The organism is Paenibacillus sp. (assembly GCF_035645195.1).
Classification (GTDB): Bacteria; Bacillota; Bacilli; order Paenibacillales; family YIM-B00363; genus Paenibacillus_AE.
Genome location: NZ_DASQNA010000030.1, coordinates 143627 through 159433 on the forward strand (window position 1 = coordinate 143627; position 15807 = coordinate 159433).

Here is a 15807-nt window from a genome sequence, read left to right on the forward strand (position 1 = left end):
CTCCCGAACCCACGGGTTCGGGAGCTTCTGCTCTGTCACAAAAATCGGTCCGCAAAATCCATGAACTGCTGCCAATCGTACAGCGTTAATGTATGTCTGCCGGTTCGAAGATGGTAGCCCATTTTATCGCCGTGCACGGGGCGATCGGCAGGAGGTAAGGAATTCGTGCCAAGCCCTCCCGACCCGTAAAGACGGTAGACGCTCTCGGAGAGGACCAAAGACGCGAATTCGCCTTCGGGGTCCGCCCAACTGTCTTCGGTTGCGCTCGCCACGTAAAGCGGTCGTGGAGCGATTAACGAAAGCAACATATGCTGGTCGAACGGCAACTCATCCTCTTTCCCGTTGTATTTTTTATAGTTAGCGTTAAACCAATGGGGAAACGCGTTATTGATATCGACGAGGCGCTCCCCCGTATTGCCCCTGGACATCGCGGCCCCGGTACAGCCTGAATTGTTGCTCACGACCATGGCGAAGCGCCGGTCCGTTGCACCTGCCCACAACGCGGTTTTCCCGCCCCTGGAGTGACCTATGATTGCCGTTTTGCTTGCGTCGATGTCCGGATCGGTTTCTAAGTAATCGAGTACGCGGCTTGCACCCCAGGCCCAAGCGGCTATACTTCCCCAAGCGTTTGCGGGTCGTGGCGTACCAGGCGGGTCGAAAACACCGTGAATGCCGTTTGCGAAACCGTCATCCTCATCAGGATCGATGTCCGCCACGCGAAACACGGCTGCGGCATATCCGCGGGATACGATTTCCTCGACCGGCCAATATTCGGTTCTGGTCGCTCGCTCGGGGTCCGCATGGGAGATGTTTCCTGTATTGATTAACAAGAACACCGGGACAGGCTTCGGGGAACGGGCGGGGACGAAGATTGCCGCAGGGAAGGATGCCGTCCCACCCGGGCCTTCAAAAGCAATTTCCACGCTTTTGCGAACGGCGGCACCTTCCATCCAGCCCGCCGTCGAAACCGCATGGAAGCAGAGCGATTCCGGACGCCCCACCGGGTTGATCCCGAAAACATGTTCCTCAAATAAAGAAAGGATTTCAGCCCGCCGCTCGTTTTCCCACATCGTTACGGAATCGATGATACTGTTGTCCGCGTTTCGCAATGGATCGGGCAAATTACCGTATATACGTTTCATGCTTCAGCCTCCTGAATCATCACGAGGACGTGCCCGTAATGGTATGTTTGAACTTCTTGGGCGAGTATCCGGTATATGTTTTAAAAACTTTGCTAAAGTATTGGGGGTAGCGCCCAAATCCGGTTTGGACGGCGATCTCGTACACCTTGCTCATAGGATCGTTGGACATCAGCTCTTTCGCTTTCTCGATCCGCTTACGAAGCAGATAGTGAGAGAAGGTTTCCCCCGTTTCCTTCTTAAACAATTTACTCAGGTAATCCTCGTTGAGAAATAATATTTCTTTGGCGATCCAGTTGAGAGATAACGCTTCATTGTCAATGTTTTCGTTGATGTATGCAATCGTCGCGTTAACGATGTCGCTGTACTTGGCGCCATCTTCCTTGCAGTTTTGTATCGCATCGTATAACTCGGAGATTTGTTCGAGCTGCCCTTGATCGCTGATGATGTAACGGGATTGAATTTTGTAGTATTTATTGAACGTTTCCTTGATCGTCTCTGCCTTCGCCGCGATGTTCGAACGGTTGGAATCCCGTACGAGCAGGAGGAAACTGTTTCCGAACGAGGTGGAAGAAAGCATGTCGCGCTCTCCGAGAATTTCCTTGGACACATTGGATATCGCAAAGATGGTTGTATAATCGACGAAACTCGGGAAACGGAAGAGGATGAGGCGGACATGATCGTTCCCGAGATGAAACAGTTGTCGGTGTTGGAGCCAATCTTCCTTGAAAAATACGCGCCTCATTACGCATTCTTGCAGGAATTTTTCTTTTGTTTTCTCCAAGGCGTGTTTGTAAAAATTTGCTTCCTGACGTTCCTGCTGAAGCTCTTGTATTAACACCTGTAGAACCGATGAAATGTCGTCTTCGTCGCAGGGCTTAAGCAGGTAGTTTTTCACGCCGTATTGCATGGCTGTACTCGCAAATTCGAATTCGTTGTACCCGGATAAAACGACGAATTTTGCGTTTACGTTCTCTTGCCGTAGTCTGCGAATCAAGTCCAATCCGCTCATCCCGGGCATTTTGATATCCGTGAAGACGATATCGGGCCGGAGCGACTTAATTTGAGCATATGCGCTTTCCCCGTCCTGAGCGGCGCCAAGCAAATGTAAACCCATCGCTTCCCATTCAATGATGTTCGAAATGCCGTCCCTGATAATCCGTTCGTCATCTACGAGAAACACTTTAAACATTTCGCATCTCTCCGTTATATTTGTAAGGAATATGAATGTTCACAGTGGTTCCTTTCCCTGGGGAGCTGTCGATCCGAATGCCGTAATCGCTTCCAAACATGAATACGAGCCGATCATGGATATTTTTTAGTCCGATTCCCGAACCTTTCGCCACGGCAGTGCCCGATTCCGAACGAGCCAAATAATCGGGGTCCATTCCCGGTCCGTTATCGCGCACGGATACGATTAATCGCTTTCCCTGAAGCTCGGCAGATACGGAAATTTCGCAGACGCCTTCGTATTGTTCAAGAACATAGCGAATGCTGTTTTCGGCTATGGGCTGCAGCGTGAGCTGCGGGATCTGCAATTGACGGAATGTCTCCGGAATGTCGATCGCGCACTCTAGGCGATCCGCGAAACGAATTTTTTGAATCAAAATGTAATGCTCGAGCGTTGCAATTTCTTCCTGGAGCGTTGCGAATGCCTTTTTATCGATGGAACTCCGTAGAAGCTGCCCGAGTGCTTTCACCATGCGGGAGATATCCTTCTGTCCGTTCGTTTTGGCCATCCAATTGATGGACTCCAAAGTGTTATATAGAAAGTGCGGGTTAATGGTCGCTTTTAACGCTTGATACTCGGTTTCCTTGAGAAGCATTTGTTTGACGTAATTTTCTTTGATCAAGGAATCGATTTTATTCATCATTTGGTCGAAGTTGCGGTTAATCAAACCTAATTCGTCCATCTGCTTCGGCAAATCCGGGGGCTTGCTTTCGAAATTGCCCAAGCTCGCTTTGCCGATTTTTGCGTTCAACTGCTCGATCGGTTGGGTAATGCTCTTGGAGAAACGGAGCCCTACATAAACGATGATGAAAAAAATTACGATATGAAAGACGATAAGCACTTGTTTGGTGACGGTGATCATCTGGAAGATGCGTTCGTAAGGCACGAGGTTGACGAACGTCCACCCTGTATATGGGAAGGTAGAATGTGTCACCAAATACTTACGATGGTCGATATCGGTAATTCGGTATCCTTGCGTCTTAGGTATAGGGGCCAGGCTCTCCAAGGATAAGGTCAAATCTACCGGATACACGACTCTCCCCTCGGAAAGTATCACCAATTGGGAACCGTAATTGGTCCACGTTTTGTCCGCGGGTTGGACAAGGCGGTCCGGCTCAACCAAAATAACGAGCACACCCAATGTCCCGAGATCCAAGCCGGCGATCTTTCTAATTTCGCGCACCATGTAGAAGGAGTGTCTCCTTAGATCTTCTCCCCAAGCACTGGCCCCTTTATGGCTGCGCGCTAAATCGCGTATGTCGGCCAGGGTGGACGGATCGAGTTTCTTAGGATTGTGTCCGACGGTGTACTGGCGCGCATTGTTATCCAAAATGACGATGGACGAAACTTGGTGAATCGGATGAACGAACAATCTTTCTTCCAGCCGTTTAACCGCTATAGATGATTCGTAAGACAGCGGCATGTTGTTAAGGATGTCGAGCTGCTCTTGAATGTCGATGTCGGTCGCGATGGAATACGCCAAATTGTCAATCGTCTTTAATTTCTCTTGGACGGCGTGCGAGTACAGGTTGAATTTATCGGAAGATTCCCTATAGATTTGCTCACTGAACATTTGCAGCGCGAAGTGCAGCGCAAGCCAGCCGAGCAGGCTGATGGCAGCCGCCTCGATGAGAAGAATAATGAGCAAGCGATGCCTGATTTTTAATTTCTTCAACTGTCTCACCCTAGGGGAATCATATCAAATCACCAGTACTAGTGGATAGGAAAAGATTATCCTTTAAGCCCTGTTGTAGCGACACCGTCAATAATGAAGCGTTGGAACACCAAAAAAATAACGAATACCGGAACAAGCGACAAGATGGACATCGCGAACATTGCTCCCCAATCCGAGGATGCCTGCGGATCGGAGAAAAATTTCAGGGCTAACGAAGCTGTGTAATATTGCGTTTTGTTCATGTAAAGCAAGGGGGTGAAGAAATCGTCCCACGTCCAATAAAATTTAAAGATGGACGCCGTAACGATGGCCGGGACGATCAAGGGCAGCACGATGCGTACGAACACACCCAGCTTTCCGCACCCGTCGATAATCGCGGATTCATCCAGTTCCTTCGGCAGACCACGAATGAATTGCATCAGCATAAATGTGAGAAACGCGCCGCCGAAGAAGGAGGGTAATATTAAGGGAATAAATGTGTTGACCCATCCCATTTTAGAGAAAAACACATACTGGGGAATCGTTAGCACCTGCTCCGGCAACATCATCGAAACCATCATGCAGGCGAACCAAAAGCGAGAGGCGGCGAAAGGTACGCGTGCGAATCCATAAGCGACCGTCGAGCAGGAAACGATGGTGCCGAACGTAGCGGTAACGGTGACGATGGCCGAATTCATAAAGAACGTGGAAAATGTATAGCCTCCGAAACCTTGCCAGCCGTTTACGTAATTTTCGAACTTAAATTCCCGCGGAATCAATTGCAGAGCATTGACGTAGATGTCCGAATTGTCCTTCAAGGAACTTGAAAAGAGCCATAATACCGGATAAATCATGAAGATGGCAAAAATAAAAACGAAGATATGGTAAACGACGCTTGGAATGATACCTTTCCTAATCGCCACGGGTTAATCTCCCTTCGTTTCGTAATACACCCAGCGGGACGAACTGACGAATACAATGGCCGTAAAGAATGCTATGATCAGCAGGAGCACCCAAGCCATTGCTGAACCGTACCCCATTTCAAACAGCGTAAAGGATTTCTCGTATAGATAAAGGGAATAAAACAAGGTCTTGTCGAACGGTCCGCCGTTCGTAATGATCAAGCCTTCGGTAAACACTTTGAATCCGCCAATGATCGACATGACCAGGTTGAAGAAAATGACGGGCGTCAACAGCGGGACCGTAATTTTCGCAAACCGCTGCACGGCGCCGGCACCGTCGATATATGCAGCTTCGTACAACCCGGCGGGAATTTGTTTTAGTCCGGCAAGAAAAATTAACATAGACGAACCGAACTGCCAAACGCCTAATAAAACGAGCGTCCACATCGCGGTGTCGGGATCGACGATCCAAGAACGCTCCGATTCGATTCCAAGCATGTTCAGGAACGCGTTCACCGCTCCGTTGAGGCCGAATAGCTGCCGCCACATGATCGCGACCGCAACGCTGCCCCCAATAATCGTGGGCAAATAATAGACCGTACGATACAGGCTGACGATTTTGAATCTCGTATTGAGCAGCATAGCGACGGAAAGCGCAAAAGCGAGCTTAAGCGGAACGGCTAAGGCTACGTATTGAAAGGTAGCCTTTAGCGAATTCAAGTAACGAGGATCCTCGGAAAACATCTTGCGGAAATTGTCAAACCCGATCCATTCTGGAGAACTTAAAATATCGTAATTCGTAAAAGCCAAGTACAATGACGTAAAGAGCGGGATAATCGTGAGTCCGAAAAAACCGATTAACCAAGGGGATATCAGCAAATATCCGGCGACATTGTTCGATGCAGCGGAAAGCCCGGTCTTCATAGGACGACGGACACCTCGTTTCGGGAGACTTGAGTCAGAAGGGGGAAGCGGTACTCCGCTTCCCCGATGCATGCAATGAAAACGTTAGTTGCCAAGAATCGAATTAGCTTGTTCTCTGAATTTAACGGCCGCTTCTTCGGGCGTAATTCGACCGAAGAACATCTCGCTCTCAAGATTGGACAGCACCTTGTTTACTTCGCCGGATTTTTCCGGTTCCGGCGGGAAGATCGGATCGGCGTACTTCGCTACGCTTTCCAGATAAGCCGCAACTTTCTTTTGCGCGTCGTTGAAGTTAGGCTGCAGCGCTTCCAGAACCGCCGGCACATACGGGAAGCCGGAGCTGCCGTTGATGATCTTATTCGCATCAATATCGTTCATGATGAAGTTAATGAACAATGCGGCTTCTTCAGGGTGTTTAGAAGAAGCAGAGATCGAGTAGAACGTGGATGCTTTCAAATACATACCTTTGGCGTCGCCCGGGATCATCGCGATTTCAAGAGGCTTCTTCATGAAATTTTGCAATCCTTCCAGGTTGTTGCTCCAATACCCGCGGCTTCCCATAACGGTCTCGAACTTGGCGAAAGGCGTGTCTTCGGAACCTTTCGATTCTAGTTCCGACTCGATTGGGGAAATGATCCCCGCTTCCTGCAGTCGGATTTGTCTTCCATAGAAATCGGCGAACAGCTTATCGTCATCGTAACCGAGCGATTTGCCGTCTTTGCTGAAAAGGGAAGCACCGAATTGACGCAAGTATACTCTAAATTGGTTGGCGTCCATATGCATGTCCCCGTAGACGCCGAGCTTCTCCTTCAATGCGGTTACGGTTTGCTCGTACTCCTCCCAAGTCCAATTGTCTTTCGGCTTCGGTACGCCAGCTTTGTCGAATTGTTCGGGGTCGTACAGAAGAACGTTCGCATTGCTGCCGGAACTGATGCCGTACAATTTGCCATTCACATAGCCGCTTTCGATGTATTTCTTGTCGACTGTGGAAAGGTCGATTTTGTTTTGGCTTACGAGTTCGTCCAAGCTAAGGAGCACATTCTTCTGCGAATAACGCTCCAGATACGAATAGTCTTGTCTAACGACGTCGGGTAAGCTGTTGCTTGCCGCTTGTACGCTTAACTTGTCCCAGTAGTTCCCCCAAGGGGCGTATTCATACTCAACGTTGATATGAGGGTACTTTTCTTCAAACAGTTCGATGACTTTATTCACAATGTCTACGCTCGCTTGCGACCCTGCCCAGAAGGTGTAATTGATCGTGACAGGTTCCGGCGCTGTTGCTGCGGCTTCCGTTTTCTCAGCGGCCGGGGCGGCCGCGGGAGGCGCGCTCCCGGTTTCTTGATCCTTGGTTGCGGTGGACGCACTGCATCCAAGCAGCGCCGTAGAAAACGCCATGACGATCGCCAAGCCTTGAAGAACACGTACTTTCATCGTTGCACTCCCTTTTTCATTTTTTTTCGTTGCTCCTTTATTTTAGGGTGAAGCGCTTTCGAAAAAAATAAAGAATGACGGTTGCATTGTATACTATCCCGGTGTTCTGCTCCAATCTCATTCTCACGGTATTAGAGGCTTGATACTATTATGTTGGGTTTGCAGAGAACGAAGGAGGGCGGAATATGAAAAATAAATTTCCTTTGCACATGATCGGTAACGCGCATTTGGATCCGGTATGGTTATGGCAGTGGCAGGAAGGATTCGCTGAAATCAAGGCGACCTTCAGGTCGGCGCTCGACCGATTGAAGGAATTTCCCGAATTTGTCTTCACCTGCGCGGGAGCCGCTTATTATCGTTGGGTGGAAGAAAACGCGCCGGAGATGTTCGAGGAGATCCGCATGCGCGTATCAGAAGGCCGATGGATTATTACCGGGGGTTGGTGGATCCAACCGGACTGCAATTTGCCTAGCGGCGAATCGTTCGCGAGGCAGGCGCTATACAGCCAACGTTATTTTCTCGAAAAATTCGGCAAGCTCGCCGATGTGGGGTATAACGTAGATTCGTTCGGCCATAACGGAGCACTTCCGCAAATATTGAAGAAGAGCGGATTAAATTACTATGTGTTCGGCCGCCCCGACGCCAATGAGAAGACGCTGCCCTCGGATTTGTTCTGGTGGGAAGGTCCGGACGGAACGCGAGTACTCGCTTACCGCCTTATCATGAGCTACGGCATGTGGGGCTGCACGCTGGAAGAGAAAATCGGTAAACATGCTGAAAGGATGAAGGATTCCTCGTTTCCGCTGATGTGTTTTTATGGGGTAGGGAATCACGGAGGCGGGCCGACGATCGAAAATTTGCGCTTGATGAGGAAGTACCGGGCAGAAGCCGAGAGCGTCCCGCTGCAATGCAGCTCTCCGACGCAGTATTTTGAAGCGTTGCGTTCCTTGGACACGTCGCGGCTGCCGGTCGTGAGAGACGATTTGCAGCCGCATGCGATCGGTTGTTATTCCGCCCATTCGGAGACGAAAGCATTAAACCGCGCATCGGAACACCGGCTTCTCAGTGCGGAAAAATTCAGCGCTCTAGCCCACAAATTATTAGGTCTTCCTTATCCCGGAGGGAGGCTTCGGACAGCGTGGGAAAACGTTTTGTTTAACCAGTTCCACGATATTATGGGCGGATGCTCTATTAAAGAGGCTTATGAGGATTCGCGCGAAAGTTACGGCGAAGCTCTGCACATCGGGGCGAAAGCGCTTAACGCTGCACTGCAGAAAATATCCTGGTCGATCGACACCATGAAACCGGGGGTTGAAGCGTTAAGCAAAGAGAAAGATTGGATGCTCTGGGAACAAGGCGACCTTGGCGTGCCTGTTGTCGTATTTAACCCTTTATCTTGGGAAGTGGACGCACCGGTTAAGATAACGAAACAGGTAAAGGCGATTACGGATGATGAGGATCGACATATACCGATCCAACAAGTTCGAGCTTCTCGAACGAACGGAGCGGACAAGTGGGACACGATGTTTATGGCGCGCGTCCCCGCGATGGGGTATCGCGTGTACTGGGCTTACTTGGATCGCGAACCGGCTCATACGCCGATTCCGGGTGAGTTGCAGGCCGAGGATACTTTCCTGGAAAACGCCAACGTTCTTCTGGAAATCGATCCGGCCACGGGACATATCAAGAGGTTGCTTCATAAAGGGGCAAATCTTGAAGTGTTCGAAGGAAACGGAGCGGTTCCAATCGTCATCGACGAGGAAGACAGCGATACCTGGGGACATAACTTGACCGCATATCGGAAGGAAAAGGGGAAATTCGGCGAAGCTAGCGCGAAAGTCATCGAGCGAGGGCCGCTTCGGGCGGTCATTCGGGTAACGAGTCGGTACCGCCAATCTACGCTTCAGATGGATTATATTCTCTACAGAGACGCCTCTTCCATCCGAGTAGAAGCTCGCCTCGATTGGCGAGAACGGCATAGCATGTTAAAACTTTCGTTCCCGGTCTCGTTGGACCGCACGAGAGCGGTCAGCGAGATTCCTTACGCATTCTTGGAAAGAGAGGCGGACGGCAAGGAGAAGCCCGGTCAACAATGGGTGGATCTCACAGGGGTATCGGCGGACGGCAGAGCCCGGCCGTTTGGCTTCGCGTTGCTAAACACGAATAAGTATGCATATGACGTTCTGGACCGCGATCTTTGCCTGACGGTCGTGCGCAGCCCTCAATTTGCGGACCATTATGGGGAACGCGACGAGCTGGCCCCCTATATGGATCAAGGAGAACATCATTTTACGTTGGAACTGGTCCCCCACGAGGGCGATTGGAGAGGGGCTGCCGTCGTGCGGAAAGCTTTTGAGCTAAACGTTCCCCCGGTAACTATTGTCGAAACGTACCATCGCGGTCCGCTGCCGCAGCGGTATGTCGGGTTGCGCATCACTTCCGATCAGGTAGTCGCGACCGCCTTCAAGCTTGCGGAAGATGGGGAGGGGTACATCTTGCGCGCTTACGAAACGACCGGACAAGCGGCCGAGACGGAATTCGAACTGGCGTCATTGGGCCGCCGTTGGACAGCAACGTTTATAGGTTGCGAAATCAAAACGTTCTACATTCCTATAGACGAAGCCGAAACCGTGAGGGAAACCAATCTGATTGAGTTCGCCGTCAATACGGATCGGCCGGGCCATTGAAGCACGCGAGGAGATGAATATTTTTCGGGGGAAAGGGGCTAACGCAAAGATGGAATTAACACATCTGTTCACGAAATACCCCGAACTAGAGAGTTGCGCCGGTGCCATCGCGCAGGCCTTTGAAATCTTGAAAGGGACCTACCGATCCGGCGGAAAAGCGCTCATCTGCGGAAATGGGGGAAGCGCTTCAGATAGCGAGCACATCGTCGGCGAATTAATGAAAGGGTTTCGTTCAAAGCGGCCGATTGCGCCGGAAGATCGTGACCGGCTGATTCATTATTACCCGAATGAGGGAGCGTTCCTAGCCGATCATTTGCAAGGCGCGTTGCCGGCGATTTCTTTAACGAGCCATACGGCGCTCGTCAGCGCATACACCAACGACGTGTCGCCGGAGATGGCGTTCGCGCAGCAAGTGTATGGGTACGGGAAGCCGGGCGACACCCTGATCGGTCTTAGTACTTCGGGGAATTCCGCGAATGTAGTTCGGGCGGCTCAGGTCGCCAAAGCGATGGGGATGCGGACGATCGGGTTCAGCGGGCGGGACGGCGGACGATTAAAAGGGATTTGCGACGTTACGATACAAGTGCCCTGGGATGAAACTCCCCAAATACAAGAGCGTCACCTGCCGGTATACCATACGTTATGTATTTTGTTGGAAAGGGAGTTTTTCGGACCGTGATACTCGCAGGCATCGATATTGGAGGGACGAAATGTGCCGTCAGCTTAGGGAGAGCGGGGAACGGGCATATAACGTTGCTGTCGAAAAAGAAATTCAAGACACTAAAATCGCCGGAACGCACGGTGTCCCACCTTATCGAACGGTTGAACGAAATGCTGGGAGATCAGAGGATATCGAAGCCGGACGCTATCGGAATCAGCTGCGGGGGGCCCTTGAACAGCGAAGCGGGGCTGATTCTCAGCCCGCCGAATCTGCCGGGGTGGGAAGGCGTTCAAATCGTGTCACCGTTCGAAGCCGAGTACGGCGTTCCGGTCCGATTGCAGAACGACGCAAACGCGTGCGCCCTAGCGGAATGGATGTGGGGGGCTGGACAAGGTCTCCGGAATGTCGTATTTCTAACGTTCGGGACAGGCATGGGGGCTGGCATCATCATTAACGGAAAGTTGTATTCCGGAACGAACGACAACGCGGGCGAGGTAGGACACATCCGATTAACGGAGGACGGGCCGATAGGGCATGGCAAGCCCGGCTCATTCGAGGGGTACTGCAGCGGCGGCGGCATTGTTAGGCTAGCTGGCAAACTTGCGAACGAGGCGTTGGAGAGGGGGGAGAGCGGAAGCTGGTACCGGAAGAAGGAGGATCTTCCCCGCCTTACCGCCGAGATCGTCGCAGCGGCAGCCCGGGAAGGGGAGCCGCTCGCTTTGAAAGTATTTCGCATCGTGGGCGAGAGATTGGGGCAGGGCGCAGCTATCATCGTCGACCTCTTGAACCCTGAACGCATCGTGATCGGCAGTATCTTCGCCCGTCAGCGGGAGCTGCTCGAGCCCGTCATGCTCGAGGCACTTCGGAAAGAGGCGTTATCCGTATCACTCTCGGCCTGTAGCGTTGTTCCTGCAGGGTTGGGGGAGCAGGTTGGCGACTATGCCGCCTTATCCGTTGCGCTTTATGCATTTGACCAGAGACGATAGAATCATTGCGCGCATATGGTTCGAACTGAATCGAATACAGGTCACACCCCGGGCGGGAACGCTCGGGGCTTATTCGTTTTGCGCGGACGACGCAAAATTTTGCGCGGCGGGCACGCAATGTTTGCGCGGGGGGCGCGCATCGTTTGCGCGATGCGGAGGGCGTTGCGGGGCTATGATGAAACCAACGAGAACAAGGAGGACGATCGGAATGATTCAATTAGAGAACGTCAGCAAAACGTACGTCTTGGAAGCGGGGCAGTTCACCGCGCTGAAGGAAACGAGCCTGCGCATCGGGGAAGGCGAATTTATCGCCGTCATGGGGCCGAGCGGCTCGGGGAAGAGCACGCTCCTGCAAATCTTGGGAGGGCTCGATCTCCCGACGACCGGCTCCGTCATCGTCGACGGCGAACGGTTAGAGACGCTTGACGAAGCGGAGCGGACGCTGTTCCGCCGGCGTAAGGTCGGATTCGTATTTCAAAACTATCAATTGCTGCCGACGATGACGGTCGCGGAAAATATCGCGCTTCCGCTCTCCGCGAACGGCGCCTCGAAAGCGGACGTCGACGCGGTCGTCGCGCGATTGATCCGCGAAGTCAATCTGGAAGGCAAAGCGTCGAACTTCCCGTCGCAATTAAGCGGCGGACAGCAGCAGCGCGTCGCCATCGCCCGGGCGCTGGCCATGAAGCCGAAGCTGATTTTGGCGGATGAACCGACGGGTAACCTGGACCGGAAAAACGGCGAGGACATCCTGGCGCTGCTCTCTCGATTGAATCGGGAGGAACGCATCACCGTCGTCATGGTGACGCACGACAGGCAGGCGGCGGAGACGGCCGATCGCTTGATTCATTTCCGCGACGGGGAAGTCGTTCGCGAAGAGCGGGAAGGAGCGTTGAGCCGATGAATCCGTGGCGTATCGCATGGCGCAACTTGTCGCGCAGAAAGCTGAGATCCTTCTTAACGACGCTGTCCATCGTCATCGGCGTCGCGTCCACCTTCGGCGTGCTGGCGTCGGTGGAGTCCGCGAAGAAGGTGTTTCCGCTATATTTGAAAGAAGCTTTCGGCAAGGCGGATTTCACCGTAATGGGAACCGAAGCGTTCTTCTCCGAAGACGTATTCGAGGAAGTAGGGCGAGTCGACGGCGCGGTGGCGGTAGCGGCGCTGCAGCAGGCGGCGGAGCTGCATTGGGAAGACGACGGCATCTCCGCGATTCAGAAACGTGTCGACCTGAAAGGATATAGCAGCTTGGACACGCCGATCACGAAATTTAAGGCCATCGAAGGGGAGCTGAACGGAGGCGGCGCCGTCATTACGGATCGAACGGCGAAAGCGTGGGGGCTGGGCGCGGGCGACAAGGTAGCCTTCGTAATCGAGGGTACGGTTCGGGAGGTTCCCATCGCCGCCGTCGTCAAATATACGGTCGAACTGATGGGCCCCTCCAGCTGGATGATGGCGAAATACCATCCGTGGACCGTCGCGGTGCCGCTGCCGCTCATGCAGGAATGGTTTGATCTGGCGGGGAAGATCGAGGCGGTTCAAGTGAAAGCCGCCAACGGCGCGGACGTCTCGCGGCTCGAAGGCGAGCTGGACCACCTGGCCGAGCACGAAGGCGATATCTACGTGCAGCCGATCATCGTGGACTTCGATTCTCAATTCAAGGACGCGAATACGTTTTTCCTTGCGCTGTATATCGCCGGCTTCCTCGGCATCGCGCTCAGCGCGTTCGTCATTTTCAATTCCTTGTACGTCAGCGTTCAAGAACGCAAGAAAGAGTTCGCCGCGTTGAAGACGATCGGCTACACCCCTCGCCAGCTGCAAGGCTTCGTCTTGTTCGAAGTGCTGCTGATGTCCGTCGTCGGGACGGCGGCGGGGCTCATCCTCGGCTTCGGATTGGCGCAGCTGCTGCGAACGGCCATCTTCATGCTGTTCGGCGTCCATGACGAAACGAGCATGGATTTCACGCGCGGGGTCGTCGTCTCCGTCTTGGCCGGGATGCTCGTTCCGCTCGCAGCGTCGTGGTACCCGGTGCGGCAAGCCGGGAATGTCAGCGTCATCGACGTGCTCAAAGACAGCCGGCCCGCGGGCGGGTCTGTGCGCAAATGGCAGCTTGCCGCGGGCGTCGTCCTGATCGGCTGCAGCTTTTTCGTCAAAAGTCTAATGTTGGCCGTGCCGCTGCTCGCCGGGGTCGTGCTCCTCTTCCCGTATTTGTTCCAGGCGACGGTTCGCATCTTGAGGCCGGCATATCGGAAGACGTTCCGGTTCGCCGGGGACGTCGCCGCGCGCAATTTGCTCCGCAACGTCGCGCGCACGTCCATGACGTCGGTCATTTTGTCCTTAGGCCTCGCGATGATCGTCTTGATGAGCTCTCTGAACTCGGCGTTGATTCAATCGTACGAGAAAATCATTCACGCCACCTACGGCGGAAACTTGGACGTGATGTTCCACCATATCGAGCCGACCGATATCGAGACGCTGAAGCGTACCGAGGGGGTGGCGGATGCCGTCACGTACCCGCTGCAGGCTGCGGTGTGGGAGGTGAACGGGAAGGAGCGCAAGCTCCCCGTCTACGGCGTCGGCGCGGAATGGATCGACCGGTTCCCGTTGTTCATGGCCGAGGGCCGCGCGCCGAGCGACGTCATCGGCAGCCTTGGGGCAGACGAGGTCGCGCTCGACCGGATCGCCTTCGGCGTATGGGGCGGAGCGATCGGGGAGCGGATCGTATTGGATACGCTTGACGGCAAGCAGCCGTTCACGGTCGTCGCCGTCGTCGACACGATGAAAAACAGCGGATACGCGGCTTTCATGAACGAGGAACATTTCCGAGAGACGATCGGGTTGAAATACGAGCGTAATGCGCTCGTCATCAAGGACGACACGGTCTCGCCGCTGCAGCTGCGGGAAAACATCTTCGACCAGTTCGGCGTGCGGATCGAGGAGATGTTCGGACCGGAGGATTGGGTATCGGTCATTGGGGCGACGCTCACGGGTTCGTTCGGCGTGATCAACTTCCTCGTCGTGCTCGCGATTCTCATCTCCGGGATCGGCATTACGAACACGTTGTTAATGAACATTATGGAGCGGGTTCGGGAAATCGGCATGATGCGCGCGGTCGGCGTCACGCGCCGCCAAATCGTCGGCATGATCATGCTCGAGGGCTTCGGCATCGGCCTCGCCGCCACGATCATCGGCTGTCTGTTCGGGGTGCTCCTGATTTACATGACGTCCACATTTCTGGAAATCAATTCGCTCACGTACGACTTCGGCGTGTCGTGGCTCATTCTTTCGCTCGTCGGCCTGTTCGGCATGCTCGTCAGCTTGATCTCCAGCTTTTCGCCGGCCGCAAAGGCCGCCAAAACTCCTTTAAGCGAGGCGCTTCGTTATGAGTAAACGATTAATATTCGTATTCCTTGCCGCGGCGGTCTTCTTGACCGCCTGCGGGGGGAATGCGTCGTGGGAAACCGAAGAGGTCGTCGAAACGAGCGACCGGATTATGGCGGACATGGTTCAGGCGAATTGGACCGTCCGGGAGGACGGCGCGAACGGGACGCTCGTCGCCGTCGAACTGAAGACGAAGGACGGGGAGCCGATCGAGTCGTTCGACCTCAATCACGAGAAGCTGTTGCATCTCATCGTCATCAGCGAAGATTTATCGTATTTCGCGCACCTTCATCCCGAATACCGGGGCAGCGGCGTCTTCGAGATTCATAACGAGTTCCCCGCGGGCGGGAACTACCGGTTTATCGCCGACTTCAAGCCCACGGGCGGAGATTCGATGACGAAGATGGCATGGAACGTCGTCGAAGGCGAGCCGGCGGCGCCGGCGCCGATCGCGCCGTCCGCGGAGCTCGCGGACAGCGAGAGCGGCCGGACGGTCGAGTTAACCTTGACCGAGCTCGGCGCGAACCGGGAGACGACGCTGACGTTCGCGATCGCGGACGAGGCGTCCGGCGCGCCGGTGACGGACCTGGAGCCGTATCTCGGCGCCATCGGGCATGTGGTCGTGCTGTCGGCGGACGGGGAGCGCTACGTCCACGTCCATGCCGAGGGAGACCAAGGGACGGGACCGGAGGCGCGGTTCGAGGCGACGTTCCCGACAGGCGGGATTTATAAAATTTGGGCCCAGTTCCAGCAGAACGGCGAAGTGTTCTCGGTCGATTATGTCGTTCAAGTGCCGGAATGACGGAGCGTCAGGAGG

Annotated in this window: 12 protein-coding genes; 6 read left to right on the forward strand and 6 right to left on the reverse strand. The window is 53.8% G+C overall.

The window, feature by feature from the left end:
- Positions 1-35 precede the first annotated feature (35 nt).
- From VE009_RS15620 to VE009_RS15645, 6 genes are all read right to left on the reverse strand, one after another.
- Positions 36-1142 carry an acetylxylan esterase gene (locus VE009_RS15620; RefSeq protein WP_325009171.1) on the reverse strand — a complete coding sequence of 369 codons (1107 nt, stop codon included), beginning with the start codon at positions 1140-1142 and terminating at the stop codon, positions 36-38.
- Positions 1143-1161: 19 nt separating this feature from the next.
- Positions 1162-2331 (reverse strand): response regulator transcription factor, encoded by a 1170-nt coding sequence (locus VE009_RS15625; protein ID WP_325009173.1) that lies wholly within the window; start codon positions 2329-2331, stop codon positions 1162-1164.
- Entirely contained in the window at positions 2324-4045 is a 1722-nt protein-coding gene (locus VE009_RS15630) for a sensor histidine kinase (RefSeq protein WP_325009175.1), read from the reverse strand. The genes VE009_RS15625 and VE009_RS15630 overlap by 8 nt, the downstream gene beginning before the upstream one ends.
- Positions 4046-4101: 56 nt before the next feature.
- A complete protein-coding gene (locus VE009_RS15635) occupies positions 4102-4947 on the reverse strand; it encodes a carbohydrate ABC transporter permease (protein WP_325009176.1) in 846 nt (281 codons plus the stop codon).
- Between the two features lie 3 nt (positions 4948-4950).
- On the reverse strand, positions 4951-5850 hold the full coding sequence (locus VE009_RS15640) for a sugar ABC transporter permease (RefSeq protein WP_325009542.1): 900 nt from the start codon (positions 5848-5850) through the stop codon (positions 4951-4953).
- An 84-nt stretch (positions 5851-5934) separates the two neighbouring features.
- Positions 5935-7281, reverse strand: a complete 1347-nt coding sequence (locus VE009_RS15645; RefSeq protein ID WP_325009178.1) for an ABC transporter substrate-binding protein — start codon at positions 7279-7281, stop codon at positions 5935-5937.
- Positions 7282-7466: 185 nt separating this feature from the next.
- Between VE009_RS15645 and VE009_RS15650 the strand changes: the two genes are divergently transcribed.
- The 6 genes from VE009_RS15650 to VE009_RS15675 all read left to right on the forward strand — a co-directional run bounded on the left by VE009_RS15650 (position 7467) and on the right by VE009_RS15675 (position 15792).
- Positions 7467-9968, forward strand: a complete 2502-nt coding sequence (locus VE009_RS15650; protein ID WP_325009180.1) for an alpha-mannosidase — start codon at positions 7467-7469, stop codon at positions 9966-9968.
- Positions 9969-10017: 49 nt separating this feature from the next.
- On the forward strand, positions 10018-10647 hold the full coding sequence (locus tag VE009_RS15655) for an SIS domain-containing protein (RefSeq protein WP_325009182.1): 630 nt from the start codon (positions 10018-10020) through the stop codon (positions 10645-10647).
- Positions 10644-11615: an ROK family protein gene (locus VE009_RS15660; RefSeq protein ID WP_325009184.1), complete on the forward strand. Its 972-nt coding sequence runs from the start codon at positions 10644-10646 to the stop codon at positions 11613-11615. The genes VE009_RS15655 and VE009_RS15660 overlap by 4 nt, the downstream gene beginning before the upstream one ends.
- Positions 11616-11823: 208 nt before the next feature.
- Positions 11824-12516 (forward strand): ABC transporter ATP-binding protein, encoded by a 693-nt coding sequence (locus VE009_RS15665; RefSeq protein WP_325009186.1) that lies wholly within the window; start codon positions 11824-11826, stop codon positions 12514-12516.
- Positions 12513-14999 carry an FtsX-like permease family protein gene (locus VE009_RS15670; RefSeq protein ID WP_325009188.1) on the forward strand — a complete coding sequence of 829 codons (2487 nt, stop codon included), beginning with the start codon at positions 12513-12515 and terminating at the stop codon, positions 14997-14999. The genes VE009_RS15665 and VE009_RS15670 overlap by 4 nt, the downstream gene beginning before the upstream one ends.
- Positions 14992-15792 (forward strand): hypothetical protein, encoded by an 801-nt coding sequence (locus tag VE009_RS15675; RefSeq protein WP_325009190.1) that lies wholly within the window; start codon positions 14992-14994, stop codon positions 15790-15792. Before VE009_RS15670 ends, VE009_RS15675 begins: the two co-directional genes overlap by 8 nt.
- Positions 15793-15807 lie beyond the last annotated feature (15 nt).